This is a genomic window from Bacillus sp. FSL K6-0138, from assembly GCF_037982765.1.
GTDB classification, from domain to species: Bacteria; Bacillota; Bacilli; order Bacillales; family Bacillaceae; genus Bacillus; species Bacillus glycinifermentans.
This window is the reverse complement of record NZ_CP150286.1, coordinates 1,277,539-1,298,015: the sequence shown is the minus strand read 5'-3', so window position 1 is coordinate 1,298,015 and position 20,477 is coordinate 1,277,539. Positions and strand designations below refer to the sequence as shown.

Here is a 20,477-nt window from a genome sequence, read left to right as displayed (position 1 = left end):
TGTACTTGCTCCTTATGCGTAATAGAAACGTGTATCGAAAATGATTTCAAAATCATTGGTATTCTGTATTTCAAAATCATTGCTCCCTATATCAAGCCCCGGGAGCCTGCCGGAGGTTTTAACCGGCTTATTATTGATCACGGTATACTGCTTTATAAAAGTGACTGGCTGTGATTTTTTCAATTCCTGTTCAATTTTCAGCTTCTCCCCATTTGTATGGTTGATGATCGTCACGTTTTTACCTGAAGCCCGTAAGGTCACACTGTAGTCATGCTGCATGGGATTGATAAAAGCATCCCCCGTATTGTAAACCTGAAATCTTTTTCGATTTTTAAACACATATTCCAGGTTGTCGTGCATCTGAATATTCATGCCTGGGCTCCAGTATTCTCCGTGAAAATTCTGTTTTGTCAAAGTAGTAAATTTTGACTCAGCCAAACCAGTGTAGTTGTTAAATTCCACAGTAAAAGAAACATGGTTTTTTTCTTTTTCCTTTGGAATACTGAAATTCCCATCACATGTGACACGAAAACGGAGATTCGGCAGCAAGTCAGTTGAAATATAGTAAGGGAACGGTTTAACCAAAACCGCGTATAGTTCTCGCCGATACTGATAAAAATTTTCGGCAATGACTGAATTCAGATAGATTTCAACTGATATTTTTCTTTCTGTATATTTGACGTCACGGGGATGCTGCGGCAAAACGACTCCATTTATTCTCGGGATATTTGTTGTTTCACGCTCAATGCCTGGTGACTCAGGTGTAAAACTTAAAGGTTCAAAAAAAGGAAGCAGGCTGCTTAAACTCTGCTCCCCTAAACCATTATCATAGTCAATGTACAATTCCACTATCTCACCCCATTCAAGTATGAAGTTCGAGTATACCGATCCCCGGATGATTGATCGATTTTCTTCCCATCAAGATAAGTGTTGTTATCTTTTAATAGGATCTGTTGCAAGAGCTGCACATTTTTATTTAGAAAATCAATTTGTTTTGCCATCATACTGATCTGTTTTTCTTGGTTCTGCACAACACGGCTGATGTCCACAGAAAAGTCTTTAGGCGAGGCCAATTCCTGTGCAGGCTTTTCCGAAACTTTTTGAAGCAGGAGGAGCGCTTTTGAAATCATTCCATCCTGCAAATCCGGAAGTACGCCAAGCTTTCTACCAACACGGGCCCATAGCCCAATATTGCGCTCCCGATAAGATGGATCCTCTGTGATGGTCGTTTCATCATACCCGCGTTCATTTAAGATCGCCCATTTTGATCCACCACGGCCAGGCGAAATACCGCCTTTTGCATATCCAACATATCCGCCGCCTCGTGCCATCGATTTTAACCCCGGATGATTGTTTATGTCACCATATCGTCGTTTGATATAGTTAATGGCAGCCAGGATATTATCGATCGGATTCAAAATGTTATTATGTCCAGGAAACTTATTCGCGTTGAACGTGCTCGGAATCGTCTGCATCAGCCCTTGTGAAGGGTGCCCAGCTTTCGCATTAGAATCCCATAAATTGATGGCGTTAGGATTACCGCCACTTTCTTTCATGGCGATAGTAACAAGCCCCGGGATCCATGAAATCGGCACACCCGCGATGCCGACTGCTTCAGTCACCCATTGGTTTACAGCTTTTGTTCCGCCGGCTCCTTTAAATGTACCTGGATCCGGCATGACACCTTTCAGGAATTGAGCTGCCCCATCCTTCAATGTCTTGAGTATACCGGTCCCTAACGAGTCAATGCCTTTTCCAGTTTTGTAGGGGATCAGCCCACTAAACAGTTTTTTGATTAAGTTGCCGGGACCCTTTGTAATCAAGTCCATTGCGGTTGAGCTGACATCCCCGACTTTATTTACAACGCTTTTTCCGAATGATACAGCCCCATTGACCATTTTTTTAGAGCCGTCAATCGCTTTTTTGAAAAAGTCGCCGACTCCGCCTGCATATCCAGGCAATCCCATAGCCGCTAATTTTTTTGACTGGTCATGTGGAAGTACGGAGGTACCTCGTGGGAGATCCCAAATTTGTGGGCCTCCTACCCCTACGGCATAAGTTCCGATACCAGGCGTATGTGCTAACTCCCAACCTTCTTCACCAACAAGCGCCTTCCCACCAGGGTGAAAGTCCGTTCCTTTTGCGTAAGCGACACCAGGTGCAACTTGCATTTTAGAAGTATCTTGATATCCTTTGGGCTTCCATTCCGGTATAGTTGGTATGTGCATGAACTCAAGAATCTTATTAATTCCGCCGGTGATACTATTTACAACACCTGCCATATCGATAACAAAAGTATCAAACTCGCCGAGAGCTTCTCCTGTTTCCCAATCTACTTGTTTGAGATGACCAGCCGCTTGAAGTTTCGCCTCTTTGACCACACCTTTATGTGTCTCTTCAGCATTAGCTATAGTCTTTTCCTTCTGCTTCCGAGCCTTACTAACAGTGTCATCATGTTCTTTTTTACTGATTGTCCCTTTGACATAATATTGGTCATCCGCCGCGTCAACTACAGCCTTATATTGGTCTTTGGCAGCTTTAATTGTTTTTTCTTTTGCTTTGTTACTATTCCTTACAACTGCGGCTGCCTGTTTAGCGGAAAGGTTTGAAGATTCTTCTTTCAACTTTCTCGAAATTTTCGTTTGCTCATCTTTACTACGAGTAAGTGCTGTCTCCATTTGGGCGAGCATTTTCCCTTGAATTTTAGTAACTTCTCTATTTTCTTTATCCGTAAGCTTACGATGTTCTTTTGCGGCGTTTCGATAAATCTCATTTACACGATCCACGTATCCTTGTATTTTCTTTTGTTTCTTTTGGTTTCCAACTTCAATTTTATTTAGAATCTTAGCTGCTTCCTTATCTGAAGTTTTATCATTAGAAGCATAAAATTCCCTTAATACCTTGGTGGCTGAATCCGCGCTTGTTTGGAACCCTTTCTTCAAAGTCTCTCCCATCGTTGTAAACCGTGTTGTGACATCGTCCGCTATTTTTTTGGTGATTTTCGCATTGGTTAAACGGAGATACTCAAGCTTAGCTGTGACTTTTGTATTCATATCTTCATAAGCATTCACAGCCTTTGCAGTAGACTTCGATACTCCCTCACCAAAGTCAATAGTCGATGGAAGAACCCTTTTCTTCAGGTTATCATAATAGTTCATACCGGCTTCCGTGAGAAGCGTTACACCTGTAACGGCAAGGCCAATAGGACCGCCCAGAAGGCTCAATCCACCGCGTAAAAGACCGACAACTCCTGCGCCCTTTTTAAGAATGTTAAACAGACCAAAACCACTTTTCGCTAAACTCAAAAAGCCGCCAGCACCTTTAATTGCATTGGCTCCGACCTTTAAAATATTGCCGCCGAATTTTAAGAGCTCAGGCGCAAAGGAAAGAATAAGACCGGCGATTGTCCCGACGGGGCCGCCAAATAAACTTAGACCAAGCCCGGCAACACGTGAAGCACCACCCAGTCCCCGCATAGCTCTTGTACTTCTACTAGATGACTGCTCAAGCCGCCCTACTCTCGTTGTTGCGACCGCGGTTGATTGATGGAAACGTCCCATCCTTGTAGATGCTACAGCCGCCGCCGTGGAGGTCGTGTTCATTCCTGCAGCCGCTGTCCTGGAAGCTGCTCCCGCCGCAATAGCTTCTGTGGAATAAACGCTGAGGCTTGCTGATGCTCGGTTTACATTACCTGTTAAATAGCTCCCAGCAGTACGTAACATGTTCCAGCCTGCTGCCACTTTTGGCAGAGAGCCTAAAATCAATAAGAATGCTCCACCCAAAAGTGAAAAAACAGTTACAGCTCCGCCAGTGATCGCAATGGTACTCGCAACAGAAGGGGGTAATGAATCAAACCAGGTAACGAATTTTGTTAGGCCGTCAGTGGTTGCACGAATCACAGGGAGAAACTGATTCCCCAAAGTGATAAGAGCGTTGTTCACAGCTGATTTCAGATATTCAACAGATCCAGCGAGGTTATCCATTTGCTTTTTGGCTACTTTGTCCGCGGCGCCCCCGCTATTTTCTATCTCTTTGGTAAAATCTTGGAGCTTATCTTTCCCTGCGTGCATTAAAGTAATAAAACCAGACAGGGCGTGTTGCCCCGCCAATTGTTTGGCAATACGGATTTTTTCAGTTTCGGTATAATCTTTTGTTTTCTCATTGATCTGGCCGATTATATCCGAAAGCGGACGCAATTTTCCGGTTGAATCGGTTACCTGCAAACCTAATTCATGGATCGCATTTCCGGCCTGTTTTGGCGGAGATGATAAGCGGGTTAGTGTAGCCCGCAAAGCCGTTCCTGCCATATCAGCCTTAATCCCGCTGTTTGCCATAATACCCGTTGCTGCGGCTAACTCTTCCATGCTGAGCCCGGCCGTTTTTGCCGCCGGAGCCGCATATTTCATCGTTTGGCCGATCTCTTGAAGCGTTGCGTTTGAATTGGTGAACGTGTACGTCATCGCATCCGCAACGCGGTTTGTATCTTCAGCTTTGATATGAAATTCCGTCAAGATATCAGAAACGATGTCTGCTGTGACCCCAAGGTCTGTTTGACCGGCTGCGGCAGTCGAGAGAAGACCAGGCATAGCTCCAATGATTTGATTCGTTTTATACCCAGCCATCGCAAGATACTGCATTCCTTCGGCAACTTCTCCGTCAAAATGTATGCAAGCAATCCCCCTCCATACCCGACTAGTTTTTCATTGCAATACGCTCTAAAAATTCCGATGCTTCTGCAGCAGTTGGAACCTTGATCACATTCTCATCGGCAAATTCCTTTCCTCCTGGGTCTTTACTTGCTCTAATCTCTTGCGCCGCCGCCTCAACATCGTATGCCGTATGTCGAAACTCATAACCTGTTGGACTAATTAGGAGCCAGTATGCCCCTGGTTCATCAGCAAATGGCATTCCTACGCTCCCAGAATTGACAATGCGTATACTGCCTGTTTGTCGCTCAAATTGCATATGGGTATGTCCGCAGACAACAATCTGTTGCCGAATGCCTGAAAAAATAGTGGCAAGTCGTTCTTGGGAGGTATTGGGTGTAATGATTTCCTCATCACTACGTGGTGTAGCGTGACAAAATAGCACATCTCCCAATCCATTAATATGAACTGTTACTGTTTCGGGTAATTTTGATAGAAAGTCTCTTTGAGACCGAGTTAACTGATCAGCGACCCATTGGGTTCTTTGTCGACCCTTTTCTGACATTGTAGATGGGAGTTTTTTCCATCAAAAGCCATTACTACTTCTCTATCCCCATTTCCTCGAATAAAGCGAACTTTATCAGTCAAGGAGAAAATCCGTTCCAAAGTTTGTTTAGGCATTGGTCCAGAGACGATATCTCCACCAATAACAATTAAATCCGGCTTGACATCTTCAAGTTCCTTTAGCAATGCATTTAATGCCGGCAGGTTTCCATGAATATCATAAAGTGCCGCAATCTTCATCTGTGAAATTCCTCCCCTTCGCCTAGTTTTTTCACAATCTCTTCTCAATATATATATTCATAGCCGGCTCTATGCAAATCCTTCCGTATATCTGAAGGCTCTCTATAAAATAAAGAGACGGTTGGTAAGTGCAAGACAAAAATCCTATTCTCTCTACCGTGAAAATTCGGCTCAGTTTTCCCTTCCCTTTAACCTGCTCCGTCTACTGGCTAGTTACGTAAGAGCCAAAATATTAATGATCGAGTAACATGTCTATTTCCTTACCTCCCGATGGTCTTGGAATCTTTAACACGATTTTGATGGCTACATCCACACTTTTTGATATTCCCAGGGAACAAAAAACCCTTGCCATTTGGCAAGGGTTCGCTGATTACTTATAAGTCAGCAGGAAGTATTTCTTTTTCCCGCGGCGGATGACGGTGAATTGGCCTTCGATGCGGTCTTCGCGGCTGAGGACGCTGTTTACGTCAGTGCGTCGTTCGCCGTTGATGTAGACGGCTCCGTTTGTGATGTCTTCGCGCGCCTGGCGTTTGGATGGCGACAGCTTCGATTGGACGAGGACATCGACGAGCGGCAGTTCATCGGTTTGCCCGAGTTCCATGGAAGGAACGCCTTTGAAGCCGACCTTCACTTCTTCGGCTGACAGCTGTTTAATGTCTCCGCTGAAGAGCGCTTTTGAAATGTTGACAGCCTGCTCGAACGCTTCGCGGCCGTGAACGAGGACCGTCACTTCTTCGGCAAGGCGTTTTTGCGCTTCGCGTTTTTCAGGAGCTGTTTCTGTTTTTTCAGCCAGTTCTTCGATTTCTTCCTTGGAAAGGAAAGTGAAATATTTTAAGTATTTGACGACATCTCTGTCATCTGTGTTGATCCAGAATTGGTAAAACTCATAGGCCGACGTTTTCTCTTTATCAAGCCAGATCGCGCCGCCTTCCGTTTTTCCGAATTTCGTGCCGTCCGCTTTTGTCACAAGCGGGATCGTCAATCCGAAAGCTTTTGCGCTTTCTTCCGATTTCCGGATCAGCTCAAGGCCGGCTGTAATGTTGCCCCATTGGTCGCTGCCGCCGACCTGCAGCTTGCACCCTTCGTTTCTGTATAGGTTTAAGAAATCGAGAGACTGCAGAATCATGTAGCTGAATTCTGTGTATGAGATACCCGTTTCGATTCTGGAGCTTACCGTATCTTTGGCAAGCATGTAGTTGATGCCGAAGTTTTTGCCGACATCCCTCAGGAAGTCAATCACATTCATTTGCCCGATCCAGTCATAGTTGTTGGCCATTACCGCCGGGTTTTCGTCAGCTTCAAAGTCAAGGAAACGCGAAAGCTGATCCTTGATTTTCTGCGACCATTCGCGGACAATCTCTCCGTTGTTCAGCGTCCGCTCGGCTTTTTTTCCGCTCGGATCGCCGATCAGGCCTGTCGCGCCGCCTACGAGTGCGATCGGGCGATGCCCGGCCTGCTGAAAGCGGCGAAGCATTAAGATCGGCAGCAAATGCCCGATATGCAGGCTGTCAGCCGTCGGGTCAAAGCCTGAGTACAGGCTGATCTTCTCCTGATCGAGGAGCTCCCTTAATCCCTCTTCATCGGTTTGCTGCTGAATCAGTCCCCTGAAGGACAAATCATCAAGTAAATGTGTCATCATTATTGGCTCCTTTTTTCCTAAAATAAAAAACGCCCCTTCGTGTAAACGAAGGGACGATGAACATCGCGGTACCACCCTGCTTAAAAGAACGCACGGGGCGTCCTTTTCACTCTTGTTGATAACGGACATCGTCCGCTCTTTTACTACAAAGCGGCAGGCTTTTTCGTAAAAGCGGTTCGTGAGTGTAATTCGAACCATCCATTTGTGCTGATTCTCACCGGCCATCAGCTCTCTAAGACAGGGAAGGATGCGTTCTACTGATCTCAGTCTTCACCTTTTCGTATTTAAGACTAAATCTTTTTTAACATAATATTTCCTCATTGTCAATGAAGCATCAGTCTTCCATCGTCGACAGATCGCCGGCCGGGAGGTTCAGCTCCCACGCTTTCAGGACGCGTCTCATGATTTTTCCGCTCCTCGTCTTCGGCAGTTTATCTTTAAATTCGATTTCCCTTGGGGCAGCATGCGCGGCCAGGCCTTTTTTGACAAACTGTCTGATTTCCTCTTTTAAGGCGTCTGACGGCTCGTATCCTTCCCTGAGTGCAATGAAAGCTTTAATAATTTCCCCGCGGACGGGATCAGGCTTGCCGATGACACCGGCTTCAGCCACGGCCGGATGCTCGACGAGCTTGCTTTCGACTTCAAACGGACCGACGCGTTCGCCTGACGTCATGATGACATCGTCAATCCGTCCCTGGAACCAAAAGTATCCGTCTTCATCCATGTATGCGGAATCCCCAGATACGTACCAATCCCCCGGCATAAAATACGAGCTGTATTTTTCGGGATTATTCCAGATGGAGCGCATCATCGACGGCCAGCCCTTTTTAATGGCAAGATTGCCCATTCTGTAAGGCGGGAGCTCTTTTCCCTGATTATCGACGATCGCTGCCTCGATGCCGGGGAACGGCTTGCCCATCGAACCCGGCTTGATCTCCATGCAAGGATAATTGCAAATAAGCTGTGCACCTGTCTCGGTCATCCACCATGTGTCATGAATCCGGTTATGGAACACTTTGTGCCCCCATCTGATGACCTCCGGATTTAAAGGCTCTCCGACGCTCAAGATATGCCTCAATGAGCTTAAATCGTATTTGTTTACGAGGTCGTCGCCGGCTCCCATCAGCATCCGGAAGGCTGTCGGTGCGCTGTACCAAACGGTGACTTCCAGCTGTTCAATCGTCTCATACCACGACTCCGGACTGAATCTGCCGCCAACGACGACATTCGTCGCCCCGTTCAGCCACGGACCGAAGATGCCGTAGATTGTTCCGGTTACCCAGCCCGGATCAGCCGTGCACCAGTAGATATCATCATCCCGCAGATCAAGGACCCATTTCGCCGTCTGGTAATGCTGGACCATCGCTTGATGGACGTGGAGAACCCCTTTTGGCGCGCCTGTAGAGCCTGACGTATAGTGAAGAAGCATTCCGTCTTCCGGATCGACCCATTCAACCTCAAGATCGGTATTTGCTTCTTCAGCTTTTGAAAAATAGTCTACAATAGGCCCTTCTTCCTTCACGCCTTCCCCGACGACCACAATCGTTTTCAGATCCGGAAGCTCTTTTTGCGGAATCCGCTCCAGCAGTTCAGGCGTCGTGACGATGACCTTCGCCTCGCTGTTTTTCAGCCGGTCTTTTACCGCACCCTCCATGAACGCTTCAAACAAAGGCCCGACGATGGCCCCAAGTTTGACGGCGCCGAGAATAATAAAATAAAGCTCGGGCGATCTCGGCATAAAAACAAACACACGGTCGCCTTTTTTGACATCGGCGTGTTTTTTTAAGACGTTCCCGGCTTTATTCGTTTCATTTTTCATCTCTCTGAAGGTGTACTTTTCGTCGCGGGCCGGATCTTTGTAATAAAAAGCCACTTTGTTTTTCAAGTGCGATTCAGCATGGCGGTCGATGGCTTCATATGCCGCATTCACTTTTCCTGTTTTGTGCCATGAAAAGTTTTTTTCAGCATCTTTCCAGTCAAACGTCCGGTATACTTCCTCATAGTCGTTTAGATTATAATTTCCCTTCACGGCTGGTAACGCTTTCAATTCCATGCCCATCCCCCTTTGTTCCATCATCAAAATATATTATAGTATAGATTTTTTATTTTCTCAATTTTTAAAAAATATTGTTCTTTCCTTTGAAAACGCTTAATATTTTGGTATGTTATGTGTAAAAGACTTCAACTAAGACGTGAGGCGGTGAATACGTGAAGCATCACAAAACCTATCATGCCAAAGAATTGCACACGGGGGAAGGCACATTGCTGATAGAGGGCCCTATCAGCCCCGATAAACTCGCAGAGTATGAGTTTCATGCAGAGCTTACAGCCTTTCGCCCATCTGAAAAACAGCATGAAGCATTAATCGAAATCGCAGGGCTTCCCGAAGGACGGATTATCATCGCTCGTTTCCATCATACCATTGTCGGCTATGTCACCTACGTTTATCCCGACCCGCTTGAAAGATGGTCTGAAGGAAACATGGAAAATTTAATCGAACTCGGCGCCATCGAGGTGGTTCCAAGGTTCAGAGGACACTCTGTCGGAAAGACGCTTTTAGAGGTCAGCATGATGGATCAACAAATGGAAAAATACATTATCATTACGACTGAATATTACTGGCATTGGGATTTGAAGGGGACAAACAAAGATGTCTGGGAGTACAGAAAGATGATGGAGAAGATGATGAATGCCGGGGGCCTTGTCTGGTTTGCCACAGACGATCCGGAAATCAGTTCTCATCCCGCCAACTGTTTAATGGCCCGCATCGGAAAAGAGGTCAGCCAGGAATCGATCGAGCGCTTTGACAGGCTCCGGTTCCATAACCGCTTTATGTATTAAGGGAGCAAAGGGGATCTAAATATGATTGTTGAAAAAATCATGAAAAAAGACGTTGTGACGCTTTCAAGAACAGATACGATCGAAGAAGCGATCAAACGAATGAGGACATTCCGCATTAAACACCTCCCTGTCGTCAATGAACGGGGAACCGTCGTCGGCGTTGTGACGGATCGGGATGTAAAGACGGCAACCCCGAGTATTTTTGCTCAAAACAGCTCAGCCGGCGCTTTGCAGAAACCGGTTGAACTGATCATGTCAAAAGAAGTCGTGACAGGGCATCCGCTCGATTTCGCCGAGGAAATCTCAGCCGTGTTTTTCGAACACGAAATCGGCTGCCTTCCGATTGTGAAAAACGGTAAACTGGTCGGCATTGTGACGAAGTCTGACTTGCTTCATACGTTTGTCAGGCTGACGGGCGCCCATTTTCCCGGCTCGCAGATCGAAATTAAAACCGATGATATCGCCAAAAGCCTCGCCGATATCAGCATGATTTTCAGCAGGCGGCAAATCGGCATTTCAAGCGTGCTCGTTTATCCAGGCGAAGAAGAAAATGAAAAAATTCTCGTATTTCGCGTGCAGACGATGAATCCGGAAGCAAGCATAAAAGATGTAAAATCAAAAGGGTATCAAGTGCTTTGGCCCGCAGAGCAAAGGGATTTGCTATGAAAGACTGCGTCTTTGTCTTTTCTCCCTCCTACCAAACCTATCAATTTCATCAGGACCATCCGTTTAACCAGCTCAGGGTCTATGTCACGTATGACCTTCTGAACACGATGAATGCGTTTGGACAGGGAGAAATCATCGCGCCGCGAATGGCGACAGAATCTGAACTCAGCCTCGTTCACACGGAAGATTATATCAGAGCCGTAAAGCTTGCCGGACGGGGAAAGCTTCCCGAAGCAGACGGAGAGAGCTACGGTCTCGGCACGGAAGATACGCCCGTTTTTGCCGGCATGCATGAAGCCGCTTCGCTTTTGGTGGGCGGCACCCTGACGGCTGCTGACTATGTCATGACCGGCAAGGCAAAGCACGCCCTCAACCTCGGCGGCGGGCTTCACCACGGATTCAGAGGGAGAGCTTCCGGTTTTTGCATTTATAATGACAGCTCGGTTGTAATCCGCTATGTGCAGAAAAACTACCGCGCCAGAATTTTGTACATTGATACAGACGCCCATCACGGAGACGGCGTGCAATTCACCTTTTACGACGATCCATCTGTCTGCACCGTCTCGATTCATGAAACAGGACGCTATCTGTTCCCGGGAACGGGCCAGGTTCAGGAAAGGGGCCATGGCGAAGGCTACGGGTACGCGTTTAATATTCCGCTAGACGCGTTTACCGAGGATCAGTCTTTCATCGATTCCTACCTCACGGCTGTACGTGAAATCGCCGAATTTTTCAAGCCTGACGTAATTTTGACGCAAAACGGAGCTGACGCTCATTACTATGATCCGCTCACACACTTGTGCACAACGATGAGAATATATGAAGAAATTCCAAAGCTTGCTCACGAATTGGCGCACAAGTATTGCGACGGCAGATGGATTGCCGTCGGCGGCGGAGGCTATGACATTTGGAGGGTCGTCCCGCGGGCATGGGGGAGAATCTGGCTCGAAATGAAAGGAATCAAGGCTGAAGGCCATATGCCCGAAAAATGGCTGAAACGCTGGGAAAAACAAGCGTCTGTCCCGCTGCCGGCCGCATGGAGCGATCCTGACGGCCTGTATGCTCCAATTCCGAGAAAAGCCGAGATTACGGAAAAAAATGCGCGTACCGTTTCAAAAGCGCTGTTTCCGATCCGTTCCGCCTCGCGTCCGTCATAGCTTGCACTATAAATAAAAGGCCCTGCGCGGTGATCTGCACCCTGTCAAGTAGACAGTGGAAATAACTAAAACACACTAGACGGCTTTAGCCCTGTATTCCACTGGGCTGAGGCCGTTTAGTTTTTCTTGTAGACGATCGTGGTTGTAAAAGTGGATATATTCATCAATTGCGCTTTGAAGTGCCTCAAATGTCTCGTACGAATTCCGTCTGTATTTCTCGCATTTTAATTTCCCCCAAAACGACTCAATGGGGCCGTTATCAATACAGCGGCCGACGCGGGACATACTCTGTGTCATATTTGCGTTTTCAATCATCCTTCTAAACTGGTGGGACGTGTATTGAAAACCTCTGTCGCTGTGAAGGAGAGGACGTGCGTTTGGGGCTGCCTCAAGCGCTTGGTTCAAGGTTTTAAACACAAGGGCGTTATTATTGGATTTCCCCAGCACATAAGACACGACCATTCCCTCATGAAGATCTAAAATGGCACTGAGGTACGCTTTCCGATGGCCGTATTTTAGCTCTGTCACATCAGTCACCCATTTTTGATTTGGTTTGTCCGCTTTAAACTCTCGATTCAGGATATTTTCGGACACATGTTGAGGCGTCGCTTTGCCGTAACGTTTTTTCTTCCGCCGAATGACACACTCCAGCTTGGCAATTTTCATCAGCCGATAGATGCGCTTATGATTGAGGCGCTCTTTAAAGCGGCGGTTCATGTTTAAGGTCATTCTGCGGTATCCGTAGATACCGCCAATTTGTTCGTGAAGTAGCGCCATTTTGGCGATAATCTTTTCATTCTGTTTTTCTCTCGCTGAAGGTACTCGGCTCCTCCATTTGTAATACCCCTGGCGCGAAACTTCGGCAATCTCACATAACATTTGGACAGAAAAGCCTTCTTTTCGATTCAGCTCTAAAATGGCGAGATATCGATCTTCGTACCGAACCTGACTTAGAACCGCCTCCTTTTGATCTCTTCCAACTTTTTTAAGAACGCATTCTCTGCGCGCAAACGCTCATTTTCCTGTTCCAGCCGTTTGTTTTCCCGTTGAATTTTTTCTTCAGGTGTCAATTCTTCTTCGGTTTTGCGTTTCCCTCGGTTGTCTTTTAAGGCCTCTTCTCCGCCTTCTTGATACTTTTTCACCCATTGATACACCTGTTGGTAGGAGACTTGATGAATCTCCATTGATCTGGCGTAGTCCTTTCCATGAGCTAGACAATCCTTCGCAATCTCAATCCGTTCTTCCAATGAAACGTTCTTCCGTTTGGTCATCAAACGATTCCTTCCTCTCCCGCTGTCTTTTAACGTTTTATGACCATTATAAAGCTCAACCCACTTCATGAGTACGGATTTACTGGAAATCTTATATTTTCTCGAGATTTCTCTTTGAGAGTAGCGTCCGGATAAGAAGTCTTTCACGGCATTGTATTTTAATTCTGCGGGATAGAACTTATGGCGCTTTGAACGTTCCAAACTCTCCACACCCGCCATATCATGCGATGTTCTCCATTCACGAATCGTTTCGGCATGAATGCCATATTTTTCTGCGATCTCCTTCACCGAATTATTGCCCTGATCACATTCTGATAGAATATTCAATTTTTCTTCTTTTGAAAACCATTTTCCAGCCATGAAAAAACTCCCCCAAGGCAAACAGATTTTTTTATTTCATCTGTCTACCTTTAGGGGAGCATATCACGGTGCAAGGCCTTTTTGGTTTTATTTTCTGATTACGATTTCAACTCGCCTGTTTTCCTTCATATGGCTCTCCGTCCGATTATCCCTGACCGGCTTCGTATCGGCATATCCGACCGCCAGAAAGCGTGAAGAGTCGAGTTTTTCTTTTGACGTAAAATAGCCGATGACCGTGCTGGCTCTTGCTGCAGAGAGCTCCCAGTTGGACGGAAATCGGTATGTGGAAATCGGCCGGCTGTCTGTATGCCCCTCCACATCGATCTGGTTGGGCAGCGATTTAAACAATACCGCCATTTTGTGCAATAGCGGGTAAGCCTGATCTTTAATTTCCGCCTTTCCGGAATCAAAGAGAACCGCCTCCTGCAGGACGAGGACGACGCCCCGTTCATCGCGCTTTGCGGTAATCAGGCGTGACAGCCGGTTTTTTTCAATATAGCCGCTGATTTTCTTTAATAAATCATCTTCGCTTTCGCCCGGCTTGCTCTCTCTGCCGCCGGCTTCCGCGGCCGCCTTTTTGTCCCCTCTCTCCTGAAAAGAGCCGACAGCGGTCTTGAATTTTTGCAAATCGATTTGCGACATCGAAAACAGTAAAATAAAGAACACGAGAATCAGCGTAATCAAATCGGTAAAGGTAATCATCCATGACGGCGATTTGCGTCCGGCTTCGCGTTTTCGTCTCTCGTGCCTAAGCTTCATGGGCCTTATCCTTTACGTTTTCCGCATGCTTTTTTCTCCATTCCTCTTTGGAGCTGAATACGACGAGCTGGCTTTCAAGATTGCGGGGGTTTCTTCCCGACTGAACGCCGATGATCCCTTCGATCATGACCTGCTTCTTAAAGATCTCGGCTTCCGTCTTTTCTTCAAGCTTTGCGGCGATTGGAATAAACAGCATGTTGGACAACAGCGATCCGTAGAGTGTCGTCAAAAGGGCGACAGCCATATTCGGGCCGAGGGTTTCCGGTTTGTTCAGATTTTTGAGCATCATCACCAGTCCGACGAGAGTACCGATCATGCCCCATGCAGGCGCATATTCTCCCGCTTTTTCAAAGATTCTTCTTCCCTTTCTGTGCCTTTCTTCCATCGCCGCAATTTCCGAGTTCATGACGTTGCGGATCGTCTCTTCATCCCACCCGTCAATGGCAAGCAGCAAGCCTTTTTTTAAAAACGGATCTTTCATTTCGCCGATTTCGGCGTCCAATGATAAAATCCCCTGTTTTCGCGCCTGTTCGGAAAGGGTGACAAACGTTTTGACCAAATCTCTTATGTCATCATCTTCCGAAACAAACACCTGCTTTAGGACGGCCGGCGCTTTTTTTAAATCCTTCGGAGAAAAACTCATAAAAACGGCTGCGCATAATCCGCCCGTCACGATAAAAAAAGACGTTACATCGATAAACGAATAAAATCCGGAAAGGCCTGCTCCCGAAATCACGCCGACCGTCAAAATCAGCATGCCTAACATAAATCCGACAGGTGTAAGATAATCAAAACGTTTCATCTCTTTGCATTCTCTCCACTCACGTAAAAGAAAGCAAGATCTTCACGAAAAAAACCGTGAAAACTTGCTTTCTTTCTTGTTTTATTTTTTATGATTTCGTTGATTGTCTTTGTTCGATCCGATGCGGAAGCTGAACGATATGCTCTTCGACCTCTTCCTTGTTCATCAGCTTTGTTAACAGCCTCATCGCTACGGCACCAATGTCATATGTCGGCTGAACGACCGTCGTCAGCTGCGGACGAACCATTAATGACAGGCGCGTATTGTCAAATCCGACCACTTCAAGGTCTTCCGGAATCGATAATCCTTTGTCCTGTGCGGCATGAATGATTCCGAGCGCCATCTCATCTGTTGCAGAAATGACGGCCGTCGGTTTTTCATCAAGCTTCATGAGCGCATCAAGCGCCTCCATGCCGGAATCGTACGTATAGTCTCCTTCTACAACGAACTCTTCCTTAAATTCGAGACCTTTATCCTGCAAAGCCCCTTTAAAGCCTTGAAGCTTTTTCGCCTTATTGATCGGCTCCTGCATCGGTCCTGATACAAATGCCAAGCGCTTGTGGCCGTTTTCGATCAGCATGACTGCGGCATCATATAAAGCCTGTTCATAATCGATCGCAACAGAAGCCGTTTCCCCTTTTTCTTCGACAGACGCTGCAAGCACGATCGGAACCGGTGACCGTTTAAATTCTTCAACGTGCTCGTCCGTGACGTTCCCGCTCATGAACACGATGCCGTCGACCTGCTTGCCGAGCATCGTATTAAGCAGGTGCAGCTCTTTGTCCATGTTTTGGTCAGAGTTGCTTAAAATAATATTGTACTTGTACATTGTGGCAATATCTTCGATTCCCCTTGCCAGCTCTGCATAAAAGATGCTTGAGATATCGGGAATAATGACGCCGACGGTTGTCGTTTTCTTGCTGGCGAGTCCTCTTGCGACGGCGTTTGGACGATAGCCGAGACGCTCGATTGCTTCAAGCACCTTTTTTCGGGTTGTCGGCTTTACGTTCGGATTCCCGTTCACGACTCTGGAAACCGTCGCCATGCTTACATTTGCTTCACGTGCGACATCATATATTGTAACATTACTCATTTTTTTACCACTCCTTCAACTAGGTACAATCTTTTTCTATAGCATAAACATTTTCATGTAGAGAAATGTCAAAATGTAAAACTTTATGTAAAATAAGCAAAGATTAAGTTTACATTATTTTTCATTAATATTCAAACAAAAAAAGCGCTCTCCTGAAATTATACACGGTTTTACCTAATATGAAAACGTTCCCTTTATTTTTATAATTAATTTAAACGCAAAAATCGCGTCATGTTATGAAAATAAGAATTTTTTTCGACAATTTTTAGTATGCACAAAAAAAGACCGCTTATAAAAGCGGTCCCAGTTGAATGAAGCTTTATGCTTTTACTTGTACAAGCGGCTTCAGCTCATTCAGCCATTTTTCGAATGTCGGGATATCCATTTGCTGTGCGGAATCTGAAAGGGCAACAGATGGATCTGGATGAACTTCCGCCATTACGCCGTCAGCCCCGATAGCAAGCGCTGCTTTTGCCGTTGGAAGCAAGAGATCGCGGCGTCCAGTTGAATGAGTGACATCCACGAATACAGGAAGGTGTGTCTCCTGTTTAAGAATCGGTACAGCCGAAATATCGAGCGTGTTCCTGGTCGCTGTTTCGTACGTTCTGATTCCGCGCTCGCAAAGAATGATTTGATCGTTTCCTTGGGAAATGATATATTCCGCTGCATTGATGAATTCCTTCAGTGTTGCGGCAAGACCGCGTTTTAAAAGGACCGGCTTTTTCACAGAGCCTGCCGCTTTTAACAGCTCAAAGTTTTGCATGTTGCGGGCGCCGATTTGGATGACGTCAATGTAATCAATCGCTTCTTCAATATGCTGCGGATTTACGATTTCGCTGATGACGGCGAGATCATATTCGTCAGCTACACGCTTTAAGATCTTTAAGCCTTCAACACCGAGGCCCTGGAAGTCGTACGGGCTTGTACGCGGCTTGAATGCTCCGCCGCGAAGCAGTTTCAGGCCTTGTTTTTTTGCAGCCGCTGCGACTTCGGCTACTTGATCATAGCTTTCAACGGCACACGGACCGATAATGAATCTTTGTTCGCCGTCGCCGATTGTTTCGCCTTTAATATTGACAATCGTATCTTCAGGCTTCTTCTTCCGGGAGACGAGAAGAGCCTTGCTGTGGTCATCTTCCTGAAGCTCAAGTCCGGCTTTAAAAATCTCTTTGAATATATGCTGAATGGTAGAATCTTCAAAAGGGCCGTCGTTGTTTTCAATGATGCTGTTCAGCATCGCTCTTTCCCTCACAGGATCATAGCGGTTAATTCCTTGCGCTTCTTTCGCTTTGCCAATCTCCTGAACGATTCTGCCCCGTTCGTTAATCAACTTCAAAATCTGCAAGTTCAATTCGTTCGCCTGCTGCCTCAGCAAATCTAGTTCAGTATTGCTCATGTTTTCCATCCTTTCTTTTTGGCCTCACCCTATGAAAATAAGAATGATTCAATTATTAGGGTTTATTATAAACAATGTTTGTTGAATTGTCACGAAAAAATTCTTTATTACCCAAACGCTTTTAAGCGATAAAGTATGATATGCAGTTTATCCCTTGTCTGTGCGGGTTTTTTACCTTCGACAAATAAAAAAAAGAATCTGAGATTGATTCTTTAACTTGATCGTCCGTATAACCGCTGCAAATCGGTCTCTGCTTTATATATCCGCTGATTTTAAGAACGGCAAAAAAAAGACCAAGACGCTGTACGAATTGGCCTTTTTCGCTTCTAAAAGCCTATTTGCTGTTTTCCGCAAGCGCCTGAGCGGTAATCTGTGAATGGGAAGCATGCCATTTTACTTTCCCGTTTTCAAAAACGATTGCCTGGGGACTTTCGTGCTTGATCCCGTACTGCTCGGCGATATAGTTTGACAACGGGCGGCTCTCCTGCACCGTTAAAAAATATGCCGGAATGTCTTCGTGTCCTTCAGCAAATGCTTCAAATTCCTCGAACGCGCGCCGGCTGATGGGACATGTCGTACTGTGCTTAAAAAAGACGAATGTGCGGTCCGTTTCCAGCTGTTTAAATTCATCCTCTGTTTGAATGAGCTGCTTTGACATGATGATCTTCCCTTTCTGCGTATTAGTTCTGGGCTGTCTCTGTTTCTTTTCCTTCAGTTTTTGCTTCCTCTTCAGCCTCATCAATCGCAGAGGCAGCATCTTCCTTCAGCTCAACGGCCTTATCTGTTCCCTGGGCTCGAAGGTCTTTGACTTTATCCATGAGTTGTGTGGATCGATCGGAGACAAGCTGTGAAATCGAAGACGTTTTATCTTTTGCAATGCTGACATATTCCGCACCTTTTTCTCTCGCTTCGTTTGTCAGTTTGCACGTTTTATCTTTGATCACAGCGGCTTGGCTCCCAATGTCATCGCGCAGCTCCTTCCCTGATTTTGGCGCCAAAAACAACGCCGTCGCTGCTCCGATGATACCGCCTACGAACGTGCCGATGAGAAAATCTCTAGTATTCATTCCTTCTTTGCCCATGTTTTATTCCTCCTTCATCTTTTTTGTTTCCATTTATTCCAGATTTCCAAAGCTGCATTGCTCCAGCTCACAACTTGAGAAATTTTCTCGCGATTTTGTTCTGCCGCTGACGTAACAGAGTCAGACACCTGCTGAATCGAAGCGTTAAACTGGCGGACCGATGTGCCGACTTCCTGAACCGCGTCTACCACCGTGTTCAGCTTCAACGATTTCTCCTGGATGTCATCCGCCAGGCGGTTCGTCTTATGAAGGAGCTCTGCGGTCTCCGCTGTCACGTTCTTCATCTGTCCTTCAAGCCCCTCTAAAGTCGATGCCACGTTTGTAAGCGTCAATTGAAGCGATTTTAACGTTTTTGATAAGTAGATTACTAAAATGAGAAAAGCTACGGCAATGAGTGCAGCGCTTAAATAAAGAATAATAATCATCTAATCCTCCTTATGTACGGCTTACAGTGATGTTTATACCCAACTGGCCGAATTGTAAACCTCTTTTGTATATATTTTTCTACACGGACCATTGAATTCCTTTATGTACAAAAAAGCAGCGGAATGGACTCACACTGCCTTTTTTATGTTACGCTAATACATTTTCATATGCTTTTAAATACTTTTGTATGTCTCCGGCTCCCATAAAAATCAGAACTCCGTTTTCATGCTCTTTTAAAACGGCTGTGTCATTTTCATCGATAAGCTTTGCCTGCCCTACTTTTTCCTGCAGATCGGCGATTGTCAGCTTCCCTGCATTCTCGCGGGCTGAGCCGAAAATGTCACAAAGATAGATATAATCGGCTTTTTTCAGGCTTTCCGCAAATTCGTTCAGGAAAGACTGCGTCCGCGTAAAAGTGTGCGGCTGGAATACCGCAACGATGTCACGATCAGGATACTTCTGCCTTGCCGCTTCAATCGTCACTGTGATTTCAGTCGGATGGTGTGCGTAATCGTCAATCAACACTTGATTGCCGACGATTTTTTCATTAAATCTCCGTTTGACGCCGCTGAAGGTTCTAAGCCCTTCTTTAATGATGTCGACATCGACCTGCTCATAATGGCAAAGCGCAATGACGGCCAGCGCGTTCAGGACATTATGGCTTCCGTAAGCCGGTATATAGAATGTGTCATAGAATGTATTCCGGACAAAAACATCGAAAGTGGTGCCTTCCGTATTTTTGATGACGTTTCTCGCCTGAAAATCGTTTTCGTCCGCAAAGCCGTAGTATACGACAGGAACGTTGGCATGGATCTTCATCAAGTATTCGTCATCCCCGCACGCGATGATCCCTTTGTTCACCTGCAGAGCCATCGTTTGAAAGGCGTCAAACACATCATCGATGTTTGCAAAGTAATCGGGATGGTCAAAGTCAATATTCGTCATGATTGCATAATCCGGCTGATAGCTCAGAAAATGCCTTCTGTATTCACACGCCTCAAGTACGAAATATTCGCTGTTTTCGCTTCCCTTTCCTGTTCCGTCGCCGATTAAATACGATGTCGGTTTTGCTTTTTGAATAACATGCGACAGCAGCCCTGTCGTCGATGTTTTTCCGTGAGCGCCCGTGACCGAAATGCTTGTAAACTTCTTCAAGTACTCCCCGAGAAATTTATGATACCGAACGACAGGAAGCCCGTCTGCAAGGGCTTTTTCGATTTCGGGATGCGTATCGGGAAAGGCGTTTCCGGCAATAACGGTCATTCCCGGTTTAATATTTTCGGGATCAAAAGGGTAAACCGGAATATTTCTTTCTTCCAACGCTTTTTGTGTAAAAATATAATTTTCGATATCCGATCCTTGGACAGTATATCCATTATCATGGAGAATTTGGGCAAGCGGACTCATACCTGTCCCCTTTATTCCGACAAAATGATAAACAGTCATAATTGTACCTCCAACAAACGTCTATCTGCTTCCCAGTATATGACGCTTATTTCAATTTGCAACCTAAAGCCTGGCCGCATCAATGTTCT

General features: G+C 46.0%; 17 protein-coding genes, 2 pseudogenes and 1 other annotated feature. Of the genes and pseudogenes, 3 read left to right on the top strand and 16 right to left on the bottom strand.

Annotated elements, in window-relative coordinates:
• Nucleotides 1-12: 12 nt before the first annotated feature.
• From MHB78_RS07140 to acsA, 7 genes and pseudogenes are all read right to left on the bottom strand, one after another.
• Nucleotides 13-849: a phage tail family protein gene (locus MHB78_RS07140; protein ID WP_046131112.1), complete on the bottom strand. Its 837-nt coding sequence runs from the start codon at nucleotides 847-849 to the stop codon at nucleotides 13-15.
• A pseudogene (locus MHB78_RS07135) lies at nucleotides 849-4,658 on the bottom strand (phage tail tape measure protein); the annotation flags it as partial. The pseudogene MHB78_RS07135 and the gene MHB78_RS07140, both read right to left, overlap by 1 nt.
• Before the next feature lie 34 nt (nucleotides 4,659-4,692).
• Entirely contained in the window at nucleotides 4,693-4,908 is a 216-nt protein-coding gene (locus tag MHB78_RS07130; RefSeq protein ID WP_231947521.1) for a hypothetical protein, read from the bottom strand.
• 24 nt (nucleotides 4,909-4,932) lie between these two features.
• A pseudogene (locus tag MHB78_RS07125) lies at nucleotides 4,933-5,211 on the bottom strand (metallophosphoesterase family protein); the annotation flags it as partial.
• Complete coding sequence (locus tag MHB78_RS07120; RefSeq protein ID WP_231947378.1) at nucleotides 5,163-5,450, bottom strand: metallophosphoesterase; 288 nt, start codon at nucleotides 5,448-5,450, stop codon at nucleotides 5,163-5,165. The gene MHB78_RS07120 and the pseudogene MHB78_RS07125, both read right to left, overlap by 49 nt.
• 370 nt (nucleotides 5,451-5,820) lie before the next feature.
• Nucleotides 5,821-7,086 (bottom strand): tyrosine--tRNA ligase, encoded by a 1,266-nt coding sequence (tyrS, locus tag MHB78_RS07115; protein WP_046131117.1) that lies wholly within the window; start codon nucleotides 7,084-7,086, stop codon nucleotides 5,821-5,823.
• 49 nt (nucleotides 7,087-7,135) lie between these two features.
• Nucleotides 7,136-7,369, bottom strand: a binding site (T-box leader).
• A gap of 54 nt (nucleotides 7,370-7,423) precedes the next feature.
• On the bottom strand, nucleotides 7,424-9,142 hold the full coding sequence (gene acsA / locus MHB78_RS07110) for an acetate--CoA ligase (RefSeq protein WP_065894675.1): 1,719 nt from the start codon (nucleotides 9,140-9,142) through the stop codon (nucleotides 7,424-7,426).
• Between the two features lie 155 nt (nucleotides 9,143-9,297).
• Between acsA and MHB78_RS07105 the strand changes: the two genes are divergently transcribed.
• The 3 genes from MHB78_RS07105 to MHB78_RS07095 are packed head-to-tail and all read left to right on the top strand — an operon-like array spanning nucleotide 9,298 to nucleotide 11,753.
• Nucleotides 9,298-9,930, top strand: a complete 633-nt coding sequence (locus tag MHB78_RS07105) for a GNAT family N-acetyltransferase (protein WP_046131902.1) — start codon at nucleotides 9,298-9,300, stop codon at nucleotides 9,928-9,930.
• A gap of 21 nt (nucleotides 9,931-9,951) precedes the next feature.
• Nucleotides 9,952-10,596 (top strand): acetoin utilization AcuB family protein, encoded by a 645-nt coding sequence (locus MHB78_RS07100; RefSeq protein ID WP_046131903.1) that lies wholly within the window; start codon nucleotides 9,952-9,954, stop codon nucleotides 10,594-10,596.
• Nucleotides 10,593-11,753 carry an acetoin utilization protein AcuC gene (locus MHB78_RS07095; protein WP_046131904.1) on the top strand — a complete coding sequence of 387 codons (1,161 nt, stop codon included), beginning with the start codon at nucleotides 10,593-10,595 and terminating at the stop codon, nucleotides 11,751-11,753. Before MHB78_RS07100 ends, MHB78_RS07095 begins: the two co-directional genes overlap by 4 nt.
• A gap of 75 nt (nucleotides 11,754-11,828) precedes the next feature.
• Here the strand turns inward: MHB78_RS07095 and MHB78_RS07090 are convergent.
• The 9 genes from MHB78_RS07090 to murC all read right to left on the bottom strand — a co-directional run bounded on the left by MHB78_RS07090 (nucleotide 11,829) and on the right by murC (nucleotide 20,388).
• Nucleotides 11,829-13,384, bottom strand: a protein-coding gene (locus MHB78_RS07090; protein WP_231947364.1) for an IS3 family transposase whose coding sequence is annotated in 2 segments (ribosomal slippage) — nucleotides 11,829-12,727 and nucleotides 12,727-13,384 — 1,557 coding nt in all. Because the reading frame shifts where the segments join, the coding sequence is not laid out codon by codon here.
• 87 nt (nucleotides 13,385-13,471) lie between these two features.
• Complete coding sequence (motS, locus tag MHB78_RS07085; protein WP_046129271.1) at nucleotides 13,472-14,143, bottom strand: flagellar motor protein MotS; 672 nt, start codon at nucleotides 14,141-14,143, stop codon at nucleotides 13,472-13,474.
• Nucleotides 14,133-14,945, bottom strand: coding sequence for a flagellar motor protein MotP (gene motP, locus MHB78_RS07080; protein WP_046129272.1), 813 nt, complete (start codon nucleotides 14,943-14,945; stop codon nucleotides 14,133-14,135). The genes motS and motP overlap by 11 nt, the downstream gene beginning before the upstream one ends.
• Nucleotides 14,946-15,033: 88 nt before the next feature.
• Nucleotides 15,034-16,038, bottom strand: a complete 1,005-nt coding sequence (gene ccpA, locus MHB78_RS07075) for a catabolite control protein A (protein ID WP_046129273.1) — start codon at nucleotides 16,036-16,038, stop codon at nucleotides 15,034-15,036.
• A 319-nt stretch (nucleotides 16,039-16,357) separates the two neighbouring features.
• Nucleotides 16,358-17,434: a bifunctional 3-deoxy-7-phosphoheptulonate synthase/chorismate mutase gene (locus MHB78_RS07070; RefSeq protein ID WP_046129274.1), complete on the bottom strand. Its 1,077-nt coding sequence runs from the start codon at nucleotides 17,432-17,434 to the stop codon at nucleotides 16,358-16,360.
• A 334-nt stretch (nucleotides 17,435-17,768) separates the two neighbouring features.
• Nucleotides 17,769-18,092, bottom strand: coding sequence for a bacillithiol system redox-active protein YtxJ (ytxJ, locus tag MHB78_RS07065; protein WP_046129275.1), 324 nt, complete (start codon nucleotides 18,090-18,092; stop codon nucleotides 17,769-17,771).
• Nucleotides 18,093-18,114: 22 nt separating this feature from the next.
• Nucleotides 18,115-18,516, bottom strand: coding sequence for a YtxH domain-containing protein (locus tag MHB78_RS07060; protein ID WP_046129276.1), 402 nt, complete (start codon nucleotides 18,514-18,516; stop codon nucleotides 18,115-18,117).
• 14 nt (nucleotides 18,517-18,530) lie between these two features.
• The gene (locus tag MHB78_RS07055) at nucleotides 18,531-18,941 is read right to left on the bottom strand and encodes a DUF948 domain-containing protein (RefSeq protein WP_046129277.1); all 411 of its coding nucleotides are present in this window, start codon (nucleotides 18,939-18,941) and stop codon (nucleotides 18,531-18,533) included.
• 148 nt (nucleotides 18,942-19,089) lie between these two features.
• Nucleotides 19,090-20,388, bottom strand: a complete 1,299-nt coding sequence (gene murC / locus MHB78_RS07050; RefSeq protein ID WP_046129278.1) for a UDP-N-acetylmuramate--L-alanine ligase — start codon at nucleotides 20,386-20,388, stop codon at nucleotides 19,090-19,092.
• Between the last annotated feature and the right edge of the window lie 89 nt (nucleotides 20,389-20,477).

Bases quoted from the DNA above. Each gene is read 5' to 3' on its own strand.
- MHB78_RS07130 (WP_231947521.1), bottom strand. From the start codon at position 4,908: ATGCCATTTGCTGATGAACCAGGGGCATACTGGCTCCTAATTAGTCCA.
- MHB78_RS07120 (WP_231947378.1), bottom strand. From the start codon at position 5,450: ATGAAGATTGCGGCACTTTATGATATTCATGGAAACCTGCCGGCATTA.
- tyrS (WP_046131117.1), bottom strand. From the start codon at position 7,086: ATGACACATTTACTTGATGATTTGTCCTTCAGGGGACTGATTCAGCAG.
- acsA (WP_065894675.1), bottom strand. From the start codon at position 9,142: ATGGAATTGAAAGCGTTACCAGCCGTGAAGGGAAATTATAATCTAAAC.
- MHB78_RS07100 (WP_046131903.1), top strand. From the start codon at position 9,952: ATGATTGTTGAAAAAATCATGAAAAAAGACGTTGTGACGCTTTCAAGA.
- MHB78_RS07095 (WP_046131904.1), top strand. From the start codon at position 10,593: ATGAAAGACTGCGTCTTTGTCTTTTCTCCCTCCTACCAAACCTATCAA.
- motS (WP_046129271.1), bottom strand. From the start codon at position 14,143: ATGAAGCTTAGGCACGAGAGACGAAAACGCGAAGCCGGACGCAAATCG.
- motP (WP_046129272.1), bottom strand. From the start codon at position 14,945: ATGAAACGTTTTGATTATCTTACACCTGTCGGATTTATGTTAGGCATG.
- ccpA (WP_046129273.1), bottom strand. From the start codon at position 16,038: ATGAGTAATGTTACAATATATGATGTCGCACGTGAAGCAAATGTAAGC.
- MHB78_RS07070 (WP_046129274.1), bottom strand. From the start codon at position 17,434: ATGAGCAATACTGAACTAGATTTGCTGAGGCAGCAGGCGAACGAATTG.
- ytxJ (WP_046129275.1), bottom strand. From the start codon at position 18,092: ATGTCAAAGCAGCTCATTCAAACAGAGGATGAATTTAAACAGCTGGAA.
- MHB78_RS07060 (WP_046129276.1), bottom strand. From the start codon at position 18,516: ATGGGCAAAGAAGGAATGAATACTAGAGATTTTCTCATCGGCACGTTC.
- MHB78_RS07055 (WP_046129277.1), bottom strand. From the start codon at position 18,941: ATGATTATTATTCTTTATTTAAGCGCTGCACTCATTGCCGTAGCTTTT.
- murC (WP_046129278.1), bottom strand. From the start codon at position 20,388: ATGACTGTTTATCATTTTGTCGGAATAAAGGGGACAGGTATGAGTCCG.